At 54.5% G+C, this 18,069-nt stretch carries 14 protein-coding genes and 5 pseudogenes; 8 read left to right on the top strand and 11 right to left on the bottom strand.

Annotated features, from left to right (window positions below; translation table 11 throughout):
- Positions 1–97: 97 nt before the first annotated feature.
- From ROG8370_RS13460 to ROG8370_RS13440, 5 genes and pseudogenes are all read left to right on the top strand, one after another.
- Positions 98–675 (top strand): annotated as a pseudogene (locus tag ROG8370_RS13460) (Mu transposase domain-containing protein); the annotation flags it as partial.
- 24 nt (positions 676–699) lie between these two features.
- Positions 700–1,455 carry an IS21-like element helper ATPase IstB gene (gene istB / locus ROG8370_RS13455; RefSeq protein WP_085827703.1) on the top strand — a complete coding sequence of 252 codons (756 nt, stop codon included), beginning with the start codon at positions 700–702 and terminating at the stop codon, positions 1,453–1,455.
- Between the two features lie 109 nt (positions 1,456–1,564).
- Positions 1,565–3,172, top strand: coding sequence for a L,D-transpeptidase family protein (locus tag ROG8370_RS13450; RefSeq protein ID WP_245827378.1), 1,608 nt, complete (start codon positions 1,565–1,567; stop codon positions 3,170–3,172).
- A 131-nt stretch (positions 3,173–3,303) separates the two neighbouring features.
- Positions 3,304–4,221 carry a MipA/OmpV family protein gene (locus ROG8370_RS13445; RefSeq protein WP_245827376.1) on the top strand — a complete coding sequence of 306 codons (918 nt, stop codon included), beginning with the start codon at positions 3,304–3,306 and terminating at the stop codon, positions 4,219–4,221.
- A 186-nt stretch (positions 4,222–4,407) separates the two neighbouring features.
- Positions 4,408–4,671, top strand: a pseudogene (locus tag ROG8370_RS13440) (transposase); the annotation flags it as partial.
- A 13-nt stretch (positions 4,672–4,684) separates the two neighbouring features.
- Here the strand turns inward: ROG8370_RS13440 and ROG8370_RS13435 are convergent.
- The 3 genes and pseudogenes from ROG8370_RS13435 to ROG8370_RS21620 all read right to left on the bottom strand — a co-directional run.
- Positions 4,685–5,191 carry a peptidoglycan-binding domain-containing protein gene (locus tag ROG8370_RS13435; protein ID WP_085827701.1) on the bottom strand — a complete coding sequence of 169 codons (507 nt, stop codon included), beginning with the start codon at positions 5,189–5,191 and terminating at the stop codon, positions 4,685–4,687.
- Between the two features lie 783 nt (positions 5,192–5,974).
- Positions 5,975–6,949: a DUF2092 domain-containing protein gene (locus ROG8370_RS13430; protein WP_170925244.1), complete on the bottom strand. Its 975-nt coding sequence runs from the start codon at positions 6,947–6,949 to the stop codon at positions 5,975–5,977.
- Between the two features lie 111 nt (positions 6,950–7,060).
- Positions 7,061–7,153 (bottom strand): annotated as a pseudogene (locus ROG8370_RS21620) (IS6 family transposase); the annotation flags it as partial.
- 89 nt (positions 7,154–7,242) lie between these two features.
- Here ROG8370_RS21620 and ROG8370_RS13425 point away from each other — a divergent pair.
- A pseudogene (locus tag ROG8370_RS13425) lies at positions 7,243–8,273 on the top strand (IS110 family RNA-guided transposase).
- A gap of 273 nt (positions 8,274–8,546) precedes the next feature.
- Here ROG8370_RS13425 and ROG8370_RS20990 read toward each other — a convergent pair.
- The 3 genes and pseudogenes from ROG8370_RS20990 to ROG8370_RS13415 form a co-directional block, all read right to left on the bottom strand.
- Positions 8,547–8,675, bottom strand: a pseudogene (locus ROG8370_RS20990) (DDE-type integrase/transposase/recombinase); the annotation flags it as partial.
- Entirely contained in the window at positions 8,653–8,940 is a 288-nt protein-coding gene (locus ROG8370_RS20195; protein WP_139838147.1) for a hypothetical protein, read from the bottom strand. The gene ROG8370_RS20195 and the pseudogene ROG8370_RS20990, both read right to left, overlap by 23 nt.
- 119 nt (positions 8,941–9,059) lie before the next feature.
- Positions 9,060–10,463, bottom strand: coding sequence for an MATE family efflux transporter (locus ROG8370_RS13415; protein ID WP_139838146.1), 1,404 nt, complete (start codon positions 10,461–10,463; stop codon positions 9,060–9,062).
- Positions 10,464–10,623: 160 nt separating this feature from the next.
- Here ROG8370_RS13415 and ROG8370_RS13410 point away from each other — a divergent pair, with 160 nt between their 5' ends.
- Positions 10,624–11,208 (top strand): DUF502 domain-containing protein, encoded by a 585-nt coding sequence (locus tag ROG8370_RS13410; protein ID WP_085827698.1) that lies wholly within the window; start codon positions 10,624–10,626, stop codon positions 11,206–11,208.
- Positions 11,209–11,317: 109 nt separating this feature from the next.
- Here the strand turns inward: ROG8370_RS13410 and ROG8370_RS13405 are convergent, their stop codons facing one another.
- The 3 genes from ROG8370_RS13405 to ROG8370_RS13395 all read right to left on the bottom strand — a co-directional run bounded on the left by ROG8370_RS13405 (position 11,318) and on the right by ROG8370_RS13395 (position 15,105).
- Complete coding sequence (locus ROG8370_RS13405; protein ID WP_085827697.1) at positions 11,318–12,022, bottom strand: IS6 family transposase; 705 nt, start codon at positions 12,020–12,022, stop codon at positions 11,318–11,320.
- A 76-nt stretch (positions 12,023–12,098) separates the two neighbouring features.
- On the bottom strand, positions 12,099–13,535 hold the full coding sequence (locus tag ROG8370_RS13400) for a serine hydrolase domain-containing protein (RefSeq protein ID WP_085827696.1): 1,437 nt from the start codon (positions 13,533–13,535) through the stop codon (positions 12,099–12,101).
- Positions 13,536–13,563: 28 nt separating this feature from the next.
- Entirely contained in the window at positions 13,564–15,105 is a 1,542-nt protein-coding gene (locus ROG8370_RS13395) for an amidohydrolase family protein (RefSeq protein WP_085827695.1), read from the bottom strand.
- 214 nt (positions 15,106–15,319) lie between these two features.
- Between ROG8370_RS13395 and ROG8370_RS13390 the strand changes: the two genes are divergently transcribed.
- Positions 15,320–15,856: an IS6 family transposase gene (locus ROG8370_RS13390; RefSeq protein WP_212580081.1), complete on the top strand. Its 537-nt coding sequence runs from the start codon at positions 15,320–15,322 to the stop codon at positions 15,854–15,856.
- A 1,016-nt stretch (positions 15,857–16,872) separates the two neighbouring features.
- Here ROG8370_RS13390 and ROG8370_RS20605 read toward each other — a convergent pair.
- Positions 16,873–17,013: a hypothetical protein gene (locus tag ROG8370_RS20605; RefSeq protein WP_170925243.1), complete on the bottom strand. Its 141-nt coding sequence runs from the start codon at positions 17,011–17,013 to the stop codon at positions 16,873–16,875.
- Between the two features lie 4 nt (positions 17,014–17,017).
- A complete protein-coding gene (locus ROG8370_RS13380; RefSeq protein WP_085827693.1) occupies positions 17,018–17,419 on the bottom strand; it encodes a transcriptional regulator in 402 nt (133 codons plus the stop codon).
- Between the last annotated feature and the right edge of the window lie 650 nt (positions 17,420–18,069).

The raw sequence follows: 18,069 nt of genomic DNA, 5'->3' as shown, positions 1-18,069 counted from the left end.
TCCAAAAAGGCTGCGTTTCGTCGGCAATCGGCCTGAACCCTTCATCCGTCTTAGCCCCCTAAAACTGTGCCATTATTTGACTGGCATAGGAGGCTTGAAGAATGGCTCGGAAACCTGCCTGATTACCTTTGATCACAATAGTTGCTCCGTGCCCGCAAGCTTCGCAAACCGCCGTGTTAGCCTGCACATCTATCCCGAACGGTTGGTGGTCGTGGCTGAGGGGCCGTTGTCTGTACCCATGACCACATCATTTAAAGATCGCACCGCAAACCCGGTCGCGTCATCTATGACTGGCACCATTGTTTGGCTGTGGTCCAGCGCAAGCCGGGGACGCTACGGAATGGCGCCCCATTCGTGGAAATGCCCAGCCACTTCCGACAATTGTAGGATCTGATGATGAGAAAGCCCGGCGGTGACCAAGAAATGGTCGATATCCTGTCGTTGGTTCTGCACCATGATGAACAGGCCGTGCTCTGCGCCGTGGAGATGGTACTGGAAGCAGGTGTGCCGACCAAGACCCATGTGCTGAACCTGCTTCACAGGCTGGTGGACGGCACGCCGACCGACCAACCCGACGTGACGCCGATGATCGCCCTGGCCCTGAGTGAGGAACCTGAAGCCAATGTCAGCCGCTATGACGGCCTAAGGCGAGGAGGTACGCGTCATGCGTCATGACCCAGCCGGTGCCGCCATTACATCATGTTGCGCAGCCTGAAGGTGCCCGGGATGGCGCAGGCTGTCGGCGATTTGATCGAACAGAGGGCACCTGCATTCGATGCAGCTGTCCCCATGCTCTCACAGCTCCTCAAGGCGGAAATGGCTGAACGAGAGGTGCGTTCAATCGGTTACCACATGAAGGCCGCACGCTTTCCTGCTTACAAGGACCTGTCCGGCTTTGACTTCGCCGCCAGTGAGATCAACGAGGCCCTAGTGCGCCAACTTCATCGTTGCGAGTTCATGGACGCAGCTGAAAATGTGGTCTTGCTCGGTGGACCAGGCACGGGGAAAAGCCACATTGCGACCGCCCTTGGCATCCAGGCCATCGAACATCATCGCAAACGTGTGCGCTTCTTCTCGACGGGCGAACTGGTCAACGCGCTGGAACAGGAAAAAGCCCTCGGAAAAGCCGGGAAGATCGCGGAGGCGCTGATCAAGACGGATTTGGTGATCCTTGACGAACTGAGATACCTGCCGTTCAGCACATCAGGCGGCGCGCTGCTATTCCACCTTCTCGGCAAACTCTACGAGCTCACCAGCGTGGTCATCATCGCCAACTTGAGCTTCAGCGAATGGGCCACGGTCTTTGGTGACGCCAAGATGACCACCGCGCTCCTCGATCGCCTCACCCACCGATGCCACATTCTTGAGTCTGGCAATGACAGCTACCGCTTCAAAGCCAGCTCCGAGGTTGCGAAACAGAAACGAAAGGACACGCCAGCATTGACCACATCATAACGAACAAAGCATAACGACTGAGCGGGCCAAATCTTGGTGACAACACCGGGTCAGTTCTCAGTGACATTCAACAGATCAACACCGATCAGGCAACTTTCGGAGACCAACCATGCAGACCCTTCTGAGATATGTTTTTCTTTCGCTTACCTTACTCATCGGCATGGCGGAAAAGGTTTTGGCGAACGAGGTCAATGATCGAATAGAAGAGTTCACACTGGATATGTCATCCGGCCGTTTGGACATGATCGGGGATATTAGGTTTGGCGCAACCCAGTTTGTGGCGAGGCTCTATGCCCTGCGAGAATATGAAGCCATCTGGCTTGAGGGCGATCACCGCGAGGATCTCCTGAATGAACTCGTAGACGCCGAGCGGCATGGTTTCCGCCAGGAAGATTTTAAGGTCGATCGATTGGCAGAGTTGTATGCGGTATCTAGAAGTGGCGATGCAGCAGCACTTGCTAGATTTGACATTGCGGCCACCGAGGTCGCGGCGCGGTTATTGCAACATATCTACTATGGCAAGGTCGACCCGAAGTTGTTCGATGCCAACTGGAACTTTGAACGCGCCTTCGCCCCAGGCGATCCTGCAAAGTTAGTCAATCAGTATCTCGACGTCGCATCACTCTCGGCACTTGTGGACGACATTGAGATCCTCCACCCAGCCTATCTTCGATTGCAGGAGGCGCTCGCGCTCTATCGGGCGATTGCGGCGCAAGGCGGTTGGCACAAGGTGCCGGAAGATTCCGTGCTTCGTCCAGGCGAAGAGAACCCCGTCATTCCGGTTCTAAAGCAACGGCTCAGGATCACCGGAGACTTTCCGGGGCAACTGGATGGGAGCCGTGCCTATGACGACGTGCTTACCGAGGCCGTTAAAGGCTTCCAAGCCCGGCATGGACTCGAAGCCGATGGGGTAATCGGGCCTCGGACCTTCCGCGCTCTGAACCGCACCGTCGACGAGCGAGTTGATCAACTCCGCGCTAGCCTTGAGCGAGCGCGATGGCTTTTTCGCGATCTGGACAGCGACTATGTCTTCGTCAACATTGGGGGCCCCGAAACCTACTTCGTGCAGAATGGCGAGATGGTCTGGAAGACACGCTCGATTGTCGGGCAAGCCTATCGGCAAACCCCGGTATTTCGCGAAGATATCCAGTATATTGACTTCAACCCAACCTGGACCGTCCCGGTTTCGATATTTCAAAGGGACAAACTGCCCCTGATCCGTCGCGACAGCAATTACCTTAGCCGTGGCAATTATACGGTGCTCAATTCTGACGGCCGCCCGATCAACCCGACCTCGGTCAACTGGAACGGCTCGCCGAATGTGTCTCTCAGGCAGGAGCCAGGACCCAAGAACGCCCTCGGGCAGGTCAAGTTCATGTTCCCAAATGCGTATTCCGTATATCTCCACGATACCGATAATCGCAGTCTTTTCGACCGGAACGAACGCAATCTGAGTTCGGGATGCGTGAGGATCGAAAACCCTTTCGAACTCGCGGACCTCCTCATGAAGAGTGATCCTGACTGGTCGGCTGCGGGCCGGGAAGCCATTCTCGCTTCGGGTAAGACAACCCGAATAAACCTGCCTGAACCTGTACCTGTGTTGCTAACTTATTTCACGGCCTGGATGGATGAGACCGGGCAGGTCCAGTTTCGTGAAGATCTCTACGAGCGGGATGCAAAGGTTATTTCTGCCCTCAATTCGACCCCAGAAGGGTGAAACCATTTTTCAAGCCCTGACTGCTAGGACAACGATATCAGTGCAAATGGGAATCCCGAATATCGACAAACCCTAAAGGCAAACTTCTCTGGCTGTACCCAGAGCGATTTTTGTGGTTGAACGGAAACTTGATGCCGTTTGTATGTCGGCGCTTCGGTGGTCTGCTGCGAAAACTTTTTATTAATGTCTCAAGAACAAGACATAACAAACGATCTTCTAAATGGTTTGGAGATAACATGTTAATAAAAACTGCTAAGACTCTTGCTGCTTTAGCAAGCCTGCTACTTCCAGAGACTTTGCGCGCGGAAAGCGACAGTTTGTCATTGGCGCCGTCGTATTTGCCAAACTACGTAGGAATTGGTGTAGGTGCCTACCCGGATTATTTTGGCTCGGACGATCAGTCTTTTGGCGCAGCGCCCTTCGGACGCTTTTCTTGGGGAGAGCGCTATGTAGCTTTTCAGGCCACTTTTGTAAAGGCAAACCTTCTTCAGCATTCCAATTGGCGCGCAGGTCCAACGGTTTTCTGGCGATTTGGTCGAAGTGACGTTGATGACCGTGCGGTTGATCTTCTTCCAGATATCGACGGATCACTCGAGCTCGGTGGCTTCGTTGGCTACGAGAGTGTGTCGCCAGGCGATCCGCGGGACCGTTGGGGCCTCTCTGGTGGCATCGCTCACGATGTCAGCGGCGTTTACAACGGAATTACCGCTTCGGCTTCTGCAAGTAAATGGATTCCTGCCACTCGTTTTGGAGCGCTCGGATTTTCTCTCGGAGCCACATACGGGTCGTCAGATTTCATGGACAGCCGATTCTCTGTAGACGCTTCCGGAGCAGCGGCAAGCGGCTTAGATGAGTTCACTGCGGGTTCCGGCGTGCGCGACGTGCGTGCCAGCATCGTATACATTCAGGCAATAAGCCGGGAATGGCAGATCGGAGGCGGCTTGGTCTACTCAAGGCTTCTGGGAGACGCCGCAGACAGCCCCATCGTCCGTGATCGTGGATCGCGCAATCAACTGTACTACGGGATTGGCATTTCACGTGCGTTCTGACGATGGCGCAAGAGCCGCGCGGCGCATCCAAATGACACCTTCTTAAGCTGCACCCCATATTCAAGCTGCCGTTGGTCCAGCATGTAAACTCGAAGGCCGCAACTTAGGCAGCGCACCCACTAATTTCTGCTCTTTCGCATAGGCTTGTGATTCATTTCTCCCAAAACGACATGGGAAAGCAGAAACATGGCGCGGTCGGATATGAGCGATTTGGAGTGGGAGTTCATCAAGCAGGTGCTTCCTGACAAGTCACGCGGCGTGAAGCGTGTTGATGATCGCCGCGTGATCAACGGCATCTTTTACGTTCTTCGCACGGGCATCCCTTGGGCCGATCTGCCCGAGCAATATGGCCCGCCGAGCACGATCTACAACCGCTTCAATCGCTGGAGCTATGCTGGCCACTGGGATCGGATCATGGTGGCGGTGGCCGACGCCCACAACGTCGATATGATCATAGGCCCATTCATTCAGAGGCTGCACCCGGCATGCCTTCCGGAGCTGTCTCTTGCGCAGACGGCACCTCGGTATCTCTCTCAATCTGCGGGGCAGTTGCCGGTAGATTTGGCACAGGCGCGCCCACAGGAGAATCATAACCGAGTAAAGCCGCGGTCTCTACATCAACTATACCGGTCGCGTCGAGACCGTTGTCATATTGAAACCACATCAGCGCAGTGCTCGTACCACTCCCAAAAACGCCATCAACACCCCCACCATCGTAGCCAAAATCATACAATCTTTGCTGCATATCTCGCACAACAGCACCGCGCGTCATCGGTTTTGTAAGAGCCAGTCCGATTACGTTTGTTGGCTCAGCCGACGCTGCGTTCGGCGCGTCAGAAACGGCCTCATAGACTTTCTCGTCCTTATAAAAGGTTGATCTATAAAGCTGGCCGTTGCAGTTGTAGAGTGTCTCCGCTCCATCCATGACCTTCGAACAGTTGTTGTCAGGTAACGTGGAAACAAAGGCCATAGTTCCTCCCAGAACCGCACCTGTAAAAAACCAACCCCAGGTATTATTATAATAATAGCGGCCATATCTGTGGTGCGGCGGCCTGTAATAAGGCGGCTGCACGTAAGGAGGCCGCCAGCCAGGCGGTCTGGAATGTGGCGGGCGCCATCCCGGCGGACGCAGGCCGGGCTTGTTGCCTGGGGGGCGGCCGACCAGCGGTGGTCGCTGTCCCGGTGGTTTGCCATTAGGAGGTCTTGACCCCGGGGGCCTGAACCCCGGTGGCTTGGATCCCGGCGGGCGCGATGCCCCCGGTCGATTGCCGACAATGGGTTTTGTAAAATCACCCGGGCGGCTCGGACGAACTCCTGGATCTGGACGCGACGGTTTGTTGATCGGGCGCATGGAAGGTCGCCCTGGCTTGACCGCCGGACGCGAAGGGCGCGGCACCGCACCCAGAGACGGCCGAGGACGCGGGACAGTCCCTATCGACGGTTTAGGTCTCGGCTTTGCAATCCCTTGGGGTTTGGGCCTTGGCTTTGCAATCCCTTGGGGTTTGGGCCCTGGCTTTGCAATTCCCGAGGGCCTTGGACGTGCAACATTACCCGCTGATGGCCTCGAGTGTTTCGTTCTGGCACCTGCCGGGCGTTTTCCTTTGGGCTGCCCATGGAACCCCCCAGCCTTGGCATCACTTCTTGCCTCGGCCATATCCGGAAAGAAATTAAACTGTAGTGCTCGGTCAGGAGATACCCCCACACCAATCATGAACGCTAAAAAGCCAGCCAATATTTGTCTCGTAAATCGCATTTACTCACTTCCAGTGTCTGGTGCAGGCTCACTTGAATAATCTGAACTGCCTCTCAACTCATCCATTTGACTCGGCGTTTTTGGCCATGTCATCCGATCGGCTTCGGCGTCAGGAATGTAGGTGAAGAGATCCTCCGGCAACTCTGGAGAAAAATTCCAATCGGTAAAGTAAGCGCGGTATTGCGGCCAACCCTGCTGATACGGATCTGTTCCGACCATCATAATAACCTCTGGCCTATCCACTTCAGTCGACACCCAGATCTGCCAGTCCCTTTCGTAGTTGGAAAACGCCAAGTGGTGTGCCGGACGGCCGCCGACCGTTGTAAGATCGACATAAGCGGCCGACTCTGCATCTGAAAGAAGGTCGGCCGTCAGCGTATCACTCATCAGCTTCCCGATTGGCAGCTGGATATCATATTCAGCTTCAAGTCTGTCGATCAGGGCGTTGAAAGTGCCGTTGAATGGCACTGCCGCATAGGCATTCTCTTCGACATCGTTGACCACAAATGAAGCCCCATCGAAAAAATATTCCCGGGTGTCTTCGCCTGATACCGTATAAGAGTAAAATCCTTCGTCACGCTTCGCAGTGTTTCGGCCACTTCGCGTGTAAGTAAGCTTTTCTCGGCCATCGACTATTTCATCATATGAAACAAACCAGCTGAACGAAAAGCGGTCCTGATTTTCCAAGAAGGACGCAGCTTCTTCCAGAACGTCCAACGCCATCGCATCCACATCAGTCGCCTCTGGATCACTCTGCGCAGAAACCGCGATGGTCCCCAACAACACAAAAAGCAACGTGCACAGACCGGTTGTGAACGTTTGCTTCACACCTTTTACAAGGCTTTGGACTATAAGTTGGGAATTCGAAATTTGCACACTAAGATCTCTCGGCTTATTGATGCTTCTTATCTGGAGGATGATGTATCCAGGCGATTTTAGCAAGAGGCCCGAATGGCAGTCCAACAGCAGGGACATCCTAAACGTCATGGTTTGCCCTCATCGGGTGGAGCGGCCTGAATGTTAGTGCATGGTCGGTGGTGTCAGACTAATGCGAACAAGTCTCCGTAAGGACAGGGAAGCTGCCCCTTATGCCACGCCCAACTGACGCCACTCTGCCAAAGCGGCGGTTCGGTTCAGCTTGAAGTTGGTCCGTGAGTAAAGGTGGCGCTCCTGGTTGAAGATGGGGTGGTTGCCGCCCTCCCTCGACGGCATCGTAATGTGCCAGAATGGTGGTGTTACAGCCACTGGAACAGGAAAGGACGGCAACCATGACAAAGGATACGATGGTAGGCGTCGATCTGGCAAAGAGTGTTTTTCAGCTTCACGGGGCATCGATGACGGGTGAAGTGAAGTTCCGCAAGAAGCTGACGCGAACGCAGTTTTTGAAATTCATTGCGGATCATCCGCCCGCGGTTGTCGTCATGGAGGTATGCGGCAGCGCATATTTCTGGGTGCGCGAAATGGCGCGTCTGGGTCATAAGGCGAAGTTGATCGCACCGCAGTATGTCAAGCCGTTCGTGAAACGCCAAAAGAACGATGCCGCTGACGCCGAAGCAATCGTCATCGCGGCACAGCGCCCGGAGATGCGTTTCGTCGAACCCAAGTCGGAAGACCAGCAGGCCCGTGCAATCCTGTTTCGTGGTCGGGAACGGCTTGTTCACCAGCGCACTGCATTGACGAACGCGCTGCGTTCACACCTCTACGAATACGGCTACACCGTTCCGAAGGGGATCCGGCAAATCAAACGCATTGAGGCGATCCTCGAGGAGCCAAATAGTGAACTGCCCGATTTGGCTCGCGAGGAATGCCACGATCTTCTTGAACAGATCAGCGAGAAGACAGTTCGGATCGAGGCCAAGACAGGGAAGCTCAAGAACCTCGCAGCCAGAACCGATACCGCGCGACGGCTACAGACGATGCCAGGCGTGGGCCCATTGACAGCGCTAGCCGTCGAGGCTTTTGCTCCCACATGAAGAGTTTCAAGCGCGGTCGGGACTTTGCGGCCTGGTTGGGCCTGGTTCCGCGGCAATACTCTTCGGGAGGAAAGGCGCGGCTTGGGCGTGTCTCGAAGGCGGGACAGACCGACATACGCCGTTTGCTGATCATTGGCGCAATGTCCAGGATCAACTGGCTGAGCCGCAAGCCAATCGCCAACGGAACGTGGATTGCGCGGATGCTTGCAAGAAAGCCGAAAATGCTCGCCGCGATCGCGTTGGCGAACAAGATGGCGCGTGCGATCTGGGCCATGTTGATAAAGAATGAGGATTATCGGGATCCGGCGCAAGCTGTCACGGCATGAAGCCCATGCTGCCGAACATGTTTGACGTCGGTGAAAGGGGTGTGAAAAGTCAATAACCTGAATGGGCAAAATGATCGAACAGATCTGGATCGGGAAAATCAGGACAACCATTTGAACTTCTAAGTTCGTGTTGAAGATTAGGAGCCGATCCGCGGATCACCATACCGGCCAGCGGCTAATGTTAAGTCGCACTCAAAGGCCTGACACAAGACCGCACTCGATCACACGTCCAGCGGGGAAAAACTTCTTGCATGCGGGGCGGCAACCACACAAATGGTTGTGAATTGAAGAGTGGACGGCGACGAATTTTTGCAAACTTCGCATCTGCCGAAAGCGGAGCATTGCCCTCTCTTGTCGTCGAAACGGCAGATGTGAATTCTCAGCGCGATTGTTCAGCGTCCTGCAATTCGTATAGTACCGGAAGATTCAAATCTGTTGGGCGAAAGCCCTGCTCAAGGCCACGGTTCAGTTCTGCAAAAAGCTGTTCCGTATTGAGCGTGGCATACCAAGCGGGAGCATGGTCGCGATTTGCATAAAACTGGGGGATCAAGGTGGCCGTATCCAGCTTTGCATCTGCGAAAAGAACGGCATCTCCACCGTCGAATGCGATCGATAACCGCCACGCGTATGACTTCCTGGCTGCTGTGAAAGTACTTGAATGGGTCACTTTTTGTCATGAGTGAAGGCTACTGAACCGCCCTGCCCGCCTCAAGGCGATTTGTTCTGACAAAGCCTAAGGCGTTATGTTTCTTCCTTGATAGGATCAAGGATGCACTCTTGAGGTTATCAAGAATACAAGGGCTTGCCGTATTCAACCGCAATCTGGCGATCCTCTTGTTGGAATGTGTCGGTGCTTGCGAGGTGGGGCTGGGTCGGCAGTTTGCGGATGATGCGCAGGCTCATCCAGTTGGCGATCGCAGCAAACAGCGCTGCATTCAACAATAGCCCATATGCCAGACCCTGCATGCCATACAAATGTGTGCCTATGCTCACGAAAAAGAAGAGGCCGATTGTGCTCTTGGCCCATCCAAGACTTGGGGATATGCGTGGATGACCCAAGCTGTTGAACGCAGCGCAAGAGATGAAAAGTGCGCCATTAAAGAACGCTATGAGCGCGTATGGTCCGCAGAAGATAAAAAGCATCTCGCGGGTCTGCCCCTGTGCGCCAAAGGCATCTGCTAGCACGTCACGCAGCAGCACCAGGATAATCATCGCGATAGCGATATACACACCCAAGAACTTCATCGCCCCCAAATAGGCCTCACTCACCCTATCCACCCGTCCGGCACCATAGTTTTGTCCAATGATGGCGCCGATCGAGCCTGAAAGCGCACTAACCACCGAAAAGACAACCGGGGATAGTCTGCCAATGATTGCCATACCTGCAACGGCCTCAGGCCCAAACACGGTAATAAACCGGGTTACAAGCGCCATCGCGACCGGAGCGCTTAAATTGGAGACCACTGCAGGGAGGCTGTAAGACATGATATCACGCATGTAGCGGTGTAATATGGCGCGGTTCGGGCGACACACCAGATCGAAATGGCGCGTTACGGCGTAAAAAGCCAGACCGAATGTAGCGATGCGCGCTAACACTGTTGCGGTTGCGGCTCCGGGTAAATCCATGCCCAGACCGAATATCATCAAAGGATCAAAGACCAGATTGACCAGAGCCCCCGCCAGCGACGGATACATCGCCCAAGCGGCCGCCCCATTGGCACGGATCGCGGCGACAAAGACCATGGACATGCCGGACAATCCGGTTGCAGGAAGCACGATCAGAAGATAGCCGCGCGCCATTTCGGCCACTTCACCTTCAGCGCCCAGGAGCGAGATCAGGAAAGGCAGAAAGGGGATCAAAATGATCGGTAGAATGATGCCCAGTGACGCGGCAAACACAGCCGATGTTGTAGCAATACTACGGGCATACCATGCCTGTGCGCGCCCCAACTCTTGCGCGATCAGTGCTCCGGCGCCGACAGAAAGGCCTATATTCATGGCGCTAACAAAAAATAAAAGCGTGCTGGCATAGCCTGCCGCAGCGGCAACTTCCCTATGTCCAAGGAGTGAAATGAAGAAGATATCGAAAAAATCAACCAGATAGATGGCCATAATACCGATGCTGGACGTGAATGACATCACGGTTACATGGCGCATCACGCTGCCTTCGGCCAGTTTGGGATCAGCCAATGATATCTTCCTTCCCGCCCACCTGCGCCAGAGGTCATCGTCCCGATGGATCAAAGGCCAATCATGCACTAACTTCCAATCTGGACCACTCAAATGGGGCCAATCACTGCCGACGATTGGAAATCGAGAACGCAAAACATAGTGTCAGAGGAAGTTTGAAATGAAAACTACTATTCTTGGCGGCATAATATTCCTTGTTCCTTTAGCCTTCCTTGCCATTATTCTTCAAAAAGTCTTTGAGTTGAGCATGGTGGTCGCCGCTCCTTTGAACAGGTTCATACCAGTCGAGCATTTTGCGGGCATAGCATTCGCAAATCTATTGGCAATCTTGCTGATTTTGTTTGTCTGCATTCTTGCGGGTTTGGTTGCGCGCAGAGGCATGTTTTCCCGGCGCCTGAAACAGTTGGACAATGCGCTTTTTGATGCGGTGCCCGGATACGCAGTTGTCAAAGGAATGGCTTCCGGTATCGGTGGCGATGACAGCGGAAATTCTCTCTTTCAACCGGTGCTCGTTCGGTTTGATGACTTTGAACAGATTGCTTTCGAGGTCGAACAGTCAGACGATAAATCTACCATTTTTCTGCCGGGATCCCCAAGTGCAGCCTCTGGTTCGACCGTTATTGTTGAGTCTGATAGAATTACCCCACTGAGCCTTCCTCCCCACAAGGCTGTCAGCTTACTTCGAGCGATGGGGCGCGGCTCTTTGAGTGTTACTCAAAGACAACCCGAAAGTTCCGAAAAGTAATTGTTCGGAAGGTGCTGTCATTTGTGGACGGCTCCTTTTTTGCAACGGCTAATTTGGGTGCTGCCAGACAAATTCGAACCTGTCTCCGAATGGACAGTTACGCTGCTCCTTAAGCCGCGCAAAGACCACGCCACTCTGCGAGAGCAGCGGCGCGGTTGAGTTTGAAATTGGGTCGCGTTGAGAGGCTGCGTTCCTGATTAAAGTGATTATAGACGGAAGCGTGAACGGCAGCAAATTTCTGCAAACTTCGCATGCGCCGGAAGCGGAGCATCGCCCGTTCTCGTCGTCGAAACGGCAGATGTGAATTCTCCGCCCTGTTGTTCAGCCAGCGGCCCGTTTCCTGCCTGTCTGCGGCACCGATCTCCTTCAGGGCCGCACCGTACGATCGCAGCAGGTCCGTGACGATAACCTCCGGTCGGCCGTATTTACGCATTGCTTTCTTTAGAAATTTTAAAGCGGCCTTCTTATCGCGTGTCTTCGTCACGAAGCTTTCCAGAACTTCGCCTTCATGATCGACAGCCCGCCAAAGATAGTGTCGCTCGCCGTTGATCTTCACGAAAACCTCGTCCAGATGCCAGCGCCACTTGCTCGATTTCATGCCGGTAATACGTCGTTTCCGGATCTCCGCGGCAAACATTGGACCGAAACGATGCCACCAGTATCTCACAGCTTCATGGCTCACATCGATGCCGCGCTCATGAAGCAGATCTTCCACATTGCGAAGGAACAGAGGCAAACGGACATACAACATCACAGCCAGGCGGATAATCTCACGGCTCGTTTTGAAATAGCTAAATGGATCAGGTTTGGTCATCCGACGAGGCTACGAAACCACCCTGCCCATCTCAAGCTGATTTACTCTGACAGCGCCCGCCGAGGCCATCAGGCGCTTATCCCCCGGCCAGCATTTTCGCAGCGTTGCGCAGAAATCCCGGCGAATGATCGACTCCCGAGATTTCATCCGGGTTGGGCGCCAAGCCGAAATACATGCCGCAGAAATCGCGGGAGGGATCGACATAGATGCCCTGCCCCATGTTCCCGTGCTTGAACATGGCGCCGTCGCTGAAGACATGGTCCCACTGGGCTGAGTTGTAGTCAGGGACTTCGCCGAACCAGTCCGTGCCGTACTGCTCTTCGGTCGAGCCTTTGTAGGCCTCAGGATTGCCCATGGTCTGGATGCTTTTCAGCAACCTACCCGAGATGATCTGCTCGTCCGACACCACATTCCAGCTGGGCGTGTAAATCATCGTGTAGCGCAACAAGTCTTCCGGCGTGGTGTTGTGCATTCCGGCGCACAAGGGCGTTCCGTCCGGCGCAAGGGCGGTGATGAAGGCGTTCTTCGCCCCGATCTTTGACCAGACACGCTCGTTCCACGTGGTCTGCCACCGCTCTCCGGTAACAAATTGCGTCAACAATACCAGCGTCTGGGTATTTGCGCCGGAATACCGGAAATGCGAGCCTGCAGGCTCATCGGGCAGAGGTTGGGCGTTCTTCGACATTTCGCGGAAATCGCCCTTGTTCAGCTCAAAACCGGCCGTGAACCATTTGGCGATCCAGGAATCCGGATTCAGCAAATTCGCGATGGTTTCCTCGATATCAAGGCCGGAGGACATGTTCATGACGTTGCGGACCGTGGCCTGCTCCCATGCCGACCCCCTGATCTCGGGCACATAGGTCGGGACGGGTGCATCCAGATCAATCTTGCCCTCATCGGCTAGCATCGCGACAAGCAGACCCACGGTTGGTTTGGATGCCGACATCCATATATGAATATCCGTTGGATTCATTCCGGGATATACCTCGAAAACCACTTTACCCTTGTGCGCCATCATCATCGCCTGAACCTGACGCTTACCGACCAGGTATTCCTTAAGCGGCGGTGTGGATTTGCCGTCAACTGACGTATAGCCCAGATCCAAGATCGACGGATCAATCGCGCGTTCAAGTTTTGAGAATTTCTTCGGGGGTGCGACATAAGAGCATTTGAAGAACTCAGGGAGATTGAGGTTGTAGTAGATGGAATCTTCGTTGCCGGACTGCCAATTGGGAAAACTGTAATTCTTGATCGCCTTTTCGATGAACTCTAGAGATTGGGGCTTTTTCCACCTAACCATCGGGCTGTCGACTTCAAGCGGCTCAAAACCTGATGCGCCGACGCGGACTGGCCCGCTCGTCTGTGCAGGGGCAGGCTTGGATGTCAACCCGAGCCCGGCTGCACTCGCCGCCGCTCCAACGGCAACCCCACGCGCCATGAAGCTGCGCCGGGAAATACCCTTCGAAGCGACGTTGTCTTTGTCCTGTTCAATCCCCGCGGATTTTTTAGTCATTTGTGTTTCTTCCAGTGGTTTCGTACTTTTAGTCTACGACAGCGTTGCGGATCGCCCTGCCATTCGGTGCGTCCAACACCAGCTCCTCATCGCGCACCGAGAAGCCGCCGTTCACGATCACGGTTTGCACGCCTACAGTCAGCTGATTGGCGTTTTCAAAGGTCGCTAGGTCAGCGACCGTGGCTGGATCGAAGACAACTATGTCAGCGTCCATCCCGACCTGAAGCCGACCCTTGGTGCGCATCTGCGGCACGCTGTCTTCTAGTGTCTGCGCGGGCAGCAGCGACATCTTGCGGATCGCTTCGGAAAGCGACAATACCCCGCGTTCGCGCACATAGGACCGCAGGATCTTGGTATACGTGCCTGTTGACCGCGGATGGCTGAACACATTGTCGGGCAGCGGCCATTCATCGCCTTCGTATTGTAGAATGTTGCCGTTTTCATCGAAATAGGACCAGAACACGGAATCCGAGGCGATCGCTGTCGCGGGGTTGGTCACCGAGACGTCCAGCAGCGACAGGGCCGCGGGATCGGCCTCGTCCAGGAAATGCCAGACGATGAAGGTGCCGGGCTTGTTGGCCTGATAATCGGCAAGTTCATCCTCGGTCATCCGATCCGCGCCAAGCTGGAAGTTGTTGGCGGTCGAGTCCATCCGGTCGCGCCAATCCGGGCCGCTGAACATGGCCGCGCCGACCACGGTGCTGGCTGCGCCGTAAGGATAGGCCTCGGTCGTGACGTTGATGCCCTGGGCCTGCGCCTTTTCCACCAGCGCCATCGTGGCCTTGATGTCCGATAGCGAGGTCGAATTGATGTGGCACAGATGCATGTGCGCGCCGGTGATGGCGGCGAGGCTGATCAGCTCCTGGATCGCCTCGAACGAGCTTTGCGGCTCGGTGTTGCTGGCATAGCGCACATGGGTATAAGTCGGGACATTGTATTTCTTGGCCAGTTCGGCCAGCGCGTAATACTCTTTGTGTCCAAAACCCGGCGCATAGCCAGCGTTGACGCCGATACCGAGCGCACCGTCCTTCAGGCCCTGTTCGAGCAGAGACATGATGCGCTCGGATTGTTCCGGGCTGGCGATGTCCTGCTTCCAGTCGGTGCGGCCCTGCGCATCCGTGAAAAATGCCGCCGTGGCCAGTGGGTCGGTATCGCTGAAGGTCGCAATCCGGCTGTGGGTCCAGCCTGCGGACGCGCCATAGTTCATCGGCAGTTTCTTCGTGGCCTGATCCTCATACCAGTCGCTGACCGGCACAATGCCGGATTCAAGCTCCAGCGCCGTTGTGACGCCCTGGACAACCTGCATCCGGTAGTCGCCGATGTTCTGGCCATGGGAATGCAGGTCGATGAAGCCCGGCGACACAACGTGGCCGGTGGCATCGATCACCACATCGCCCTCTAACGGGAATTCACTGATCGCCACGATCTTGTCACCCTCGATGGCGACGTTTCGAACAGCATCAAGACCGGTTTCGGGGTCGATAACGCGGCCGCCAATAATCACGATATCATTGGCCATCAGCGCGGTAGAAGTACTGAAAATCGCGAGCGTTGCTAGAAAAAATCGCATGCGGCTATGCCCTTTCCAGTTGTAAGATTTAATTCACAGTTGCCGAAACCATATCGTGCTTGACAAAATTTGATCGAAGAAATGAGGGTCGAATCCTACGCAGGAATTGGAAAACTCGGGGCTGTTGACGTTCAAGATTCCCAAATCACCTGACTTCTGATGGCATTGTCACGGTAACTCGCCGCGCGTGGTGAATTCAGGGTAACGGCAGGGGATGAGAAAGATTTCCTATTCCCGCCACCGGTTCCCAGCAGCCGTGATCCATCGTGCTGTCTGGCTCTACTTTCGCTTTCCGTTGAGCTTTCGGGATGTGGAGGAAATGCTTGCAGAACGTGGACTTGATGCAAGCTATGAAACGATCCGGCGAAGGGTTTTGAAATTCGGCCCGGCAATCGCTGCCAACGTCAGATCCCGCAGAGTTCAGCCGTCAGGAATCTGGCATCTTGACGAGGTTTTTGTCCGCATTGGTGGCAAGCGGACATATCTGTGGCGTGCCGTTGACGATGAGGGCGAGGTTCTTGAAGTCCTGGCCCAATCTCGCCGAAACAAACGTGCGGCTCTTAAACTTATGCGGAAACTCCTGAAAAAGCAGGGATACATTCCGGATAAGATTGTCACCGACAAATTGGGTTCATATTCCGCAGCGCTTCGAGTGGTCTTGCCACGGTTTAGTTCCGGTCTCTTTCGAGCAATGTTTGCTATGAAGGAGATTAAGAATGGCAACGAGATACACAGACGAGTTTCGGCGTGATGCAGTCCCTGCGTGGGGCGCCTGAAGCGCACCAGCGGTTCACTAATAGCCCTGAGCCCGAGACTCCGCCTTTGATGGCATGCTCTAAAAGGCCCAGCCCAGATCCTCGGGGCACCGATCTCATGGCAGAGATATTTGGTCAAAGTGAGGGGAGCCAATCTCCCGGACTTGTTCGCCCACTGCGTGGACTTGATCCATGAGCTTGACCCCTCCGCTGTCGAAAGACTTGCGAACAAGAAAACGCATGCACGGCGTTATGTGGCACGTCGAAGTCAGGACATTCACATTAGGAGTCCGCATCTCGAAACTAGGGAGACCAAATCAGGTTGGTGGATCAGCGCCAACGTCGGCAAACAGCAGGTCACAACAGCCATGCGCCTGTTGGCGGAAGCCGCGAGTTTGACGTTTAGAGAAGACTTCATCTTCCCGTTGCCTGCGCCGCGCTGTCCCTAATGAGCAATGGATCGCGTGAATGCGCACTGGAGTGTTGGAACCCCGGCTCAAATGGCAAAGGTCATACGTGGACGCATCTGAATACTCCCAAGGTAGATGGAGATGGGCTATGCACCTTATTAGTTGACCTGTCTCGTCCAGTCTGCTTCGACCTGTTCACTCTAGGCAAAGCAGCGCTCCCAACGCTCTAATTCAGAAAAACAGAGCTTCCCGCGCTGCCTTACACGCGAGTTGAGCTTCCTATTAACCTAGGCCTGACCCTCTGAACGTGCTGAATTGCCTTGTTTTACAGGGCAGCTTTGATTGCAGGGTTTACATACGCGCGACGAAAAACGCTTTTTGGGGCGATTTTTGTCAACATTAGGTAAACATGTTGTCAACATGGACCCTCCCAAAACACCGCTTTTGGGCCCAAAAACCGAGGCAAATGTTGACAACATCCGGTGTCGAGACGGGCCGATGTCAACATTTGTCAACATTTGTCAACGTCATGCAACGCGGCCAGCTCTTGAAGGGGGTGCGGGAAAGGCAACTTCTGCAGCCATTCCCGCTCCGAAGGCTGATTACGTCCTTCTGGGCTCACAGAGCCGTCTCAACAACTGCACACGGCGCAAGGTGATGCCGGGGTCAGTGTCGTTGCTGACGTCGCGCAGGAAGCGCAGCCAGGCGCGCTCGTTCGGTGTCAGATCGTTTGTGTCGTCCATGTGCCTACCTCCCGAAGATCGCCCTGATGGCCACCTGTGACCTGCTGGTTATCCGCGGATCACTATGTTCAGACGCCCCGCGAATTTCCTGAAGCCAGCCGAGTTCGTTCGCTGTGATGGGGGGGCCGAAAATCTCAATGATGGCCTGGGCAGCCGTGTCGCCAACCGCCTGCTTCAGGGCCAGACCCATAAGGTATGCCGGATCGCACTCCAGAGAACGAGCCATGCTTGGCACCCGGTCCAGAGCGAGCTTGCTGGACCCGTTCTTTATCATCGTAACCATATTCGCGTTCGGGAAACCGGCCTCACTGGCAATCTGAAGCTGGGATTTTCTGGCTTTCAGTTCGAGCACCCTGCGCTCGATGTATTTTGCCAGGCGGGTCTCTTCATGTGGCTTCTTGCTCATCGCTAACCTCTCAGATGTGACGCAGCACTTGCTGCTCGTCTCTGCTATAGCGACGGCGTGTTTGGGGATGTGTGGCGGGAAAAGAAAGAAAATCTAGGACTCTCAATCCGAGAATTCGCTATGAAATGAATTATAGAGGACGCTGAATCTTGCTATACATACCGCTATACAAAATGAATTACACCCAAAATACTTATCCATTTATTATCAATGCCTTAACTTGAATCCACAACGCAAACGACGGACACCTCCTCCGCCAACGCATTTATCGTTAATTATCAGATAATTATACGGCAAGCGAATCGCCTTATTGGACCCATTAATGGACCCATAGATGGATAATTTTAGCCCCTCGCTATAAAATCGCCTTTCAGACGTAATAGCCGGTCACCACGCCATTCACGCAAGAAAAACTGAATCAGGTAACACTGGTATGCGGCTCAAGCTGGCGTCAGCCCAATTGAACGATTGGACACGATCCGCGAAGCTGCTCGATTGCCGCTGTTCCTACAGTGTTGATTGTCACTGAGAACTGACCCGGCAACTGCAGAAATTGTCATTGAGAATTGACCCATGTGCAACCTTACCCCTGCTTGATTCAGCTGGGGGCTATTGGAGTGGTAGACATGGGATTTTTGAGGGTTATTCGG

The sequence above is a fragment of the Roseovarius gaetbuli genome (genome assembly GCF_900172365.1).
Classification (GTDB): Bacteria; Pseudomonadota; Alphaproteobacteria; order Rhodobacterales; family Rhodobacteraceae; genus Roseovarius; species Roseovarius gaetbuli.
The sequence above is the reverse complement of the archived record's forward strand: the minus strand, read 5'-3'. Positions and strand labels throughout refer to the sequence as shown.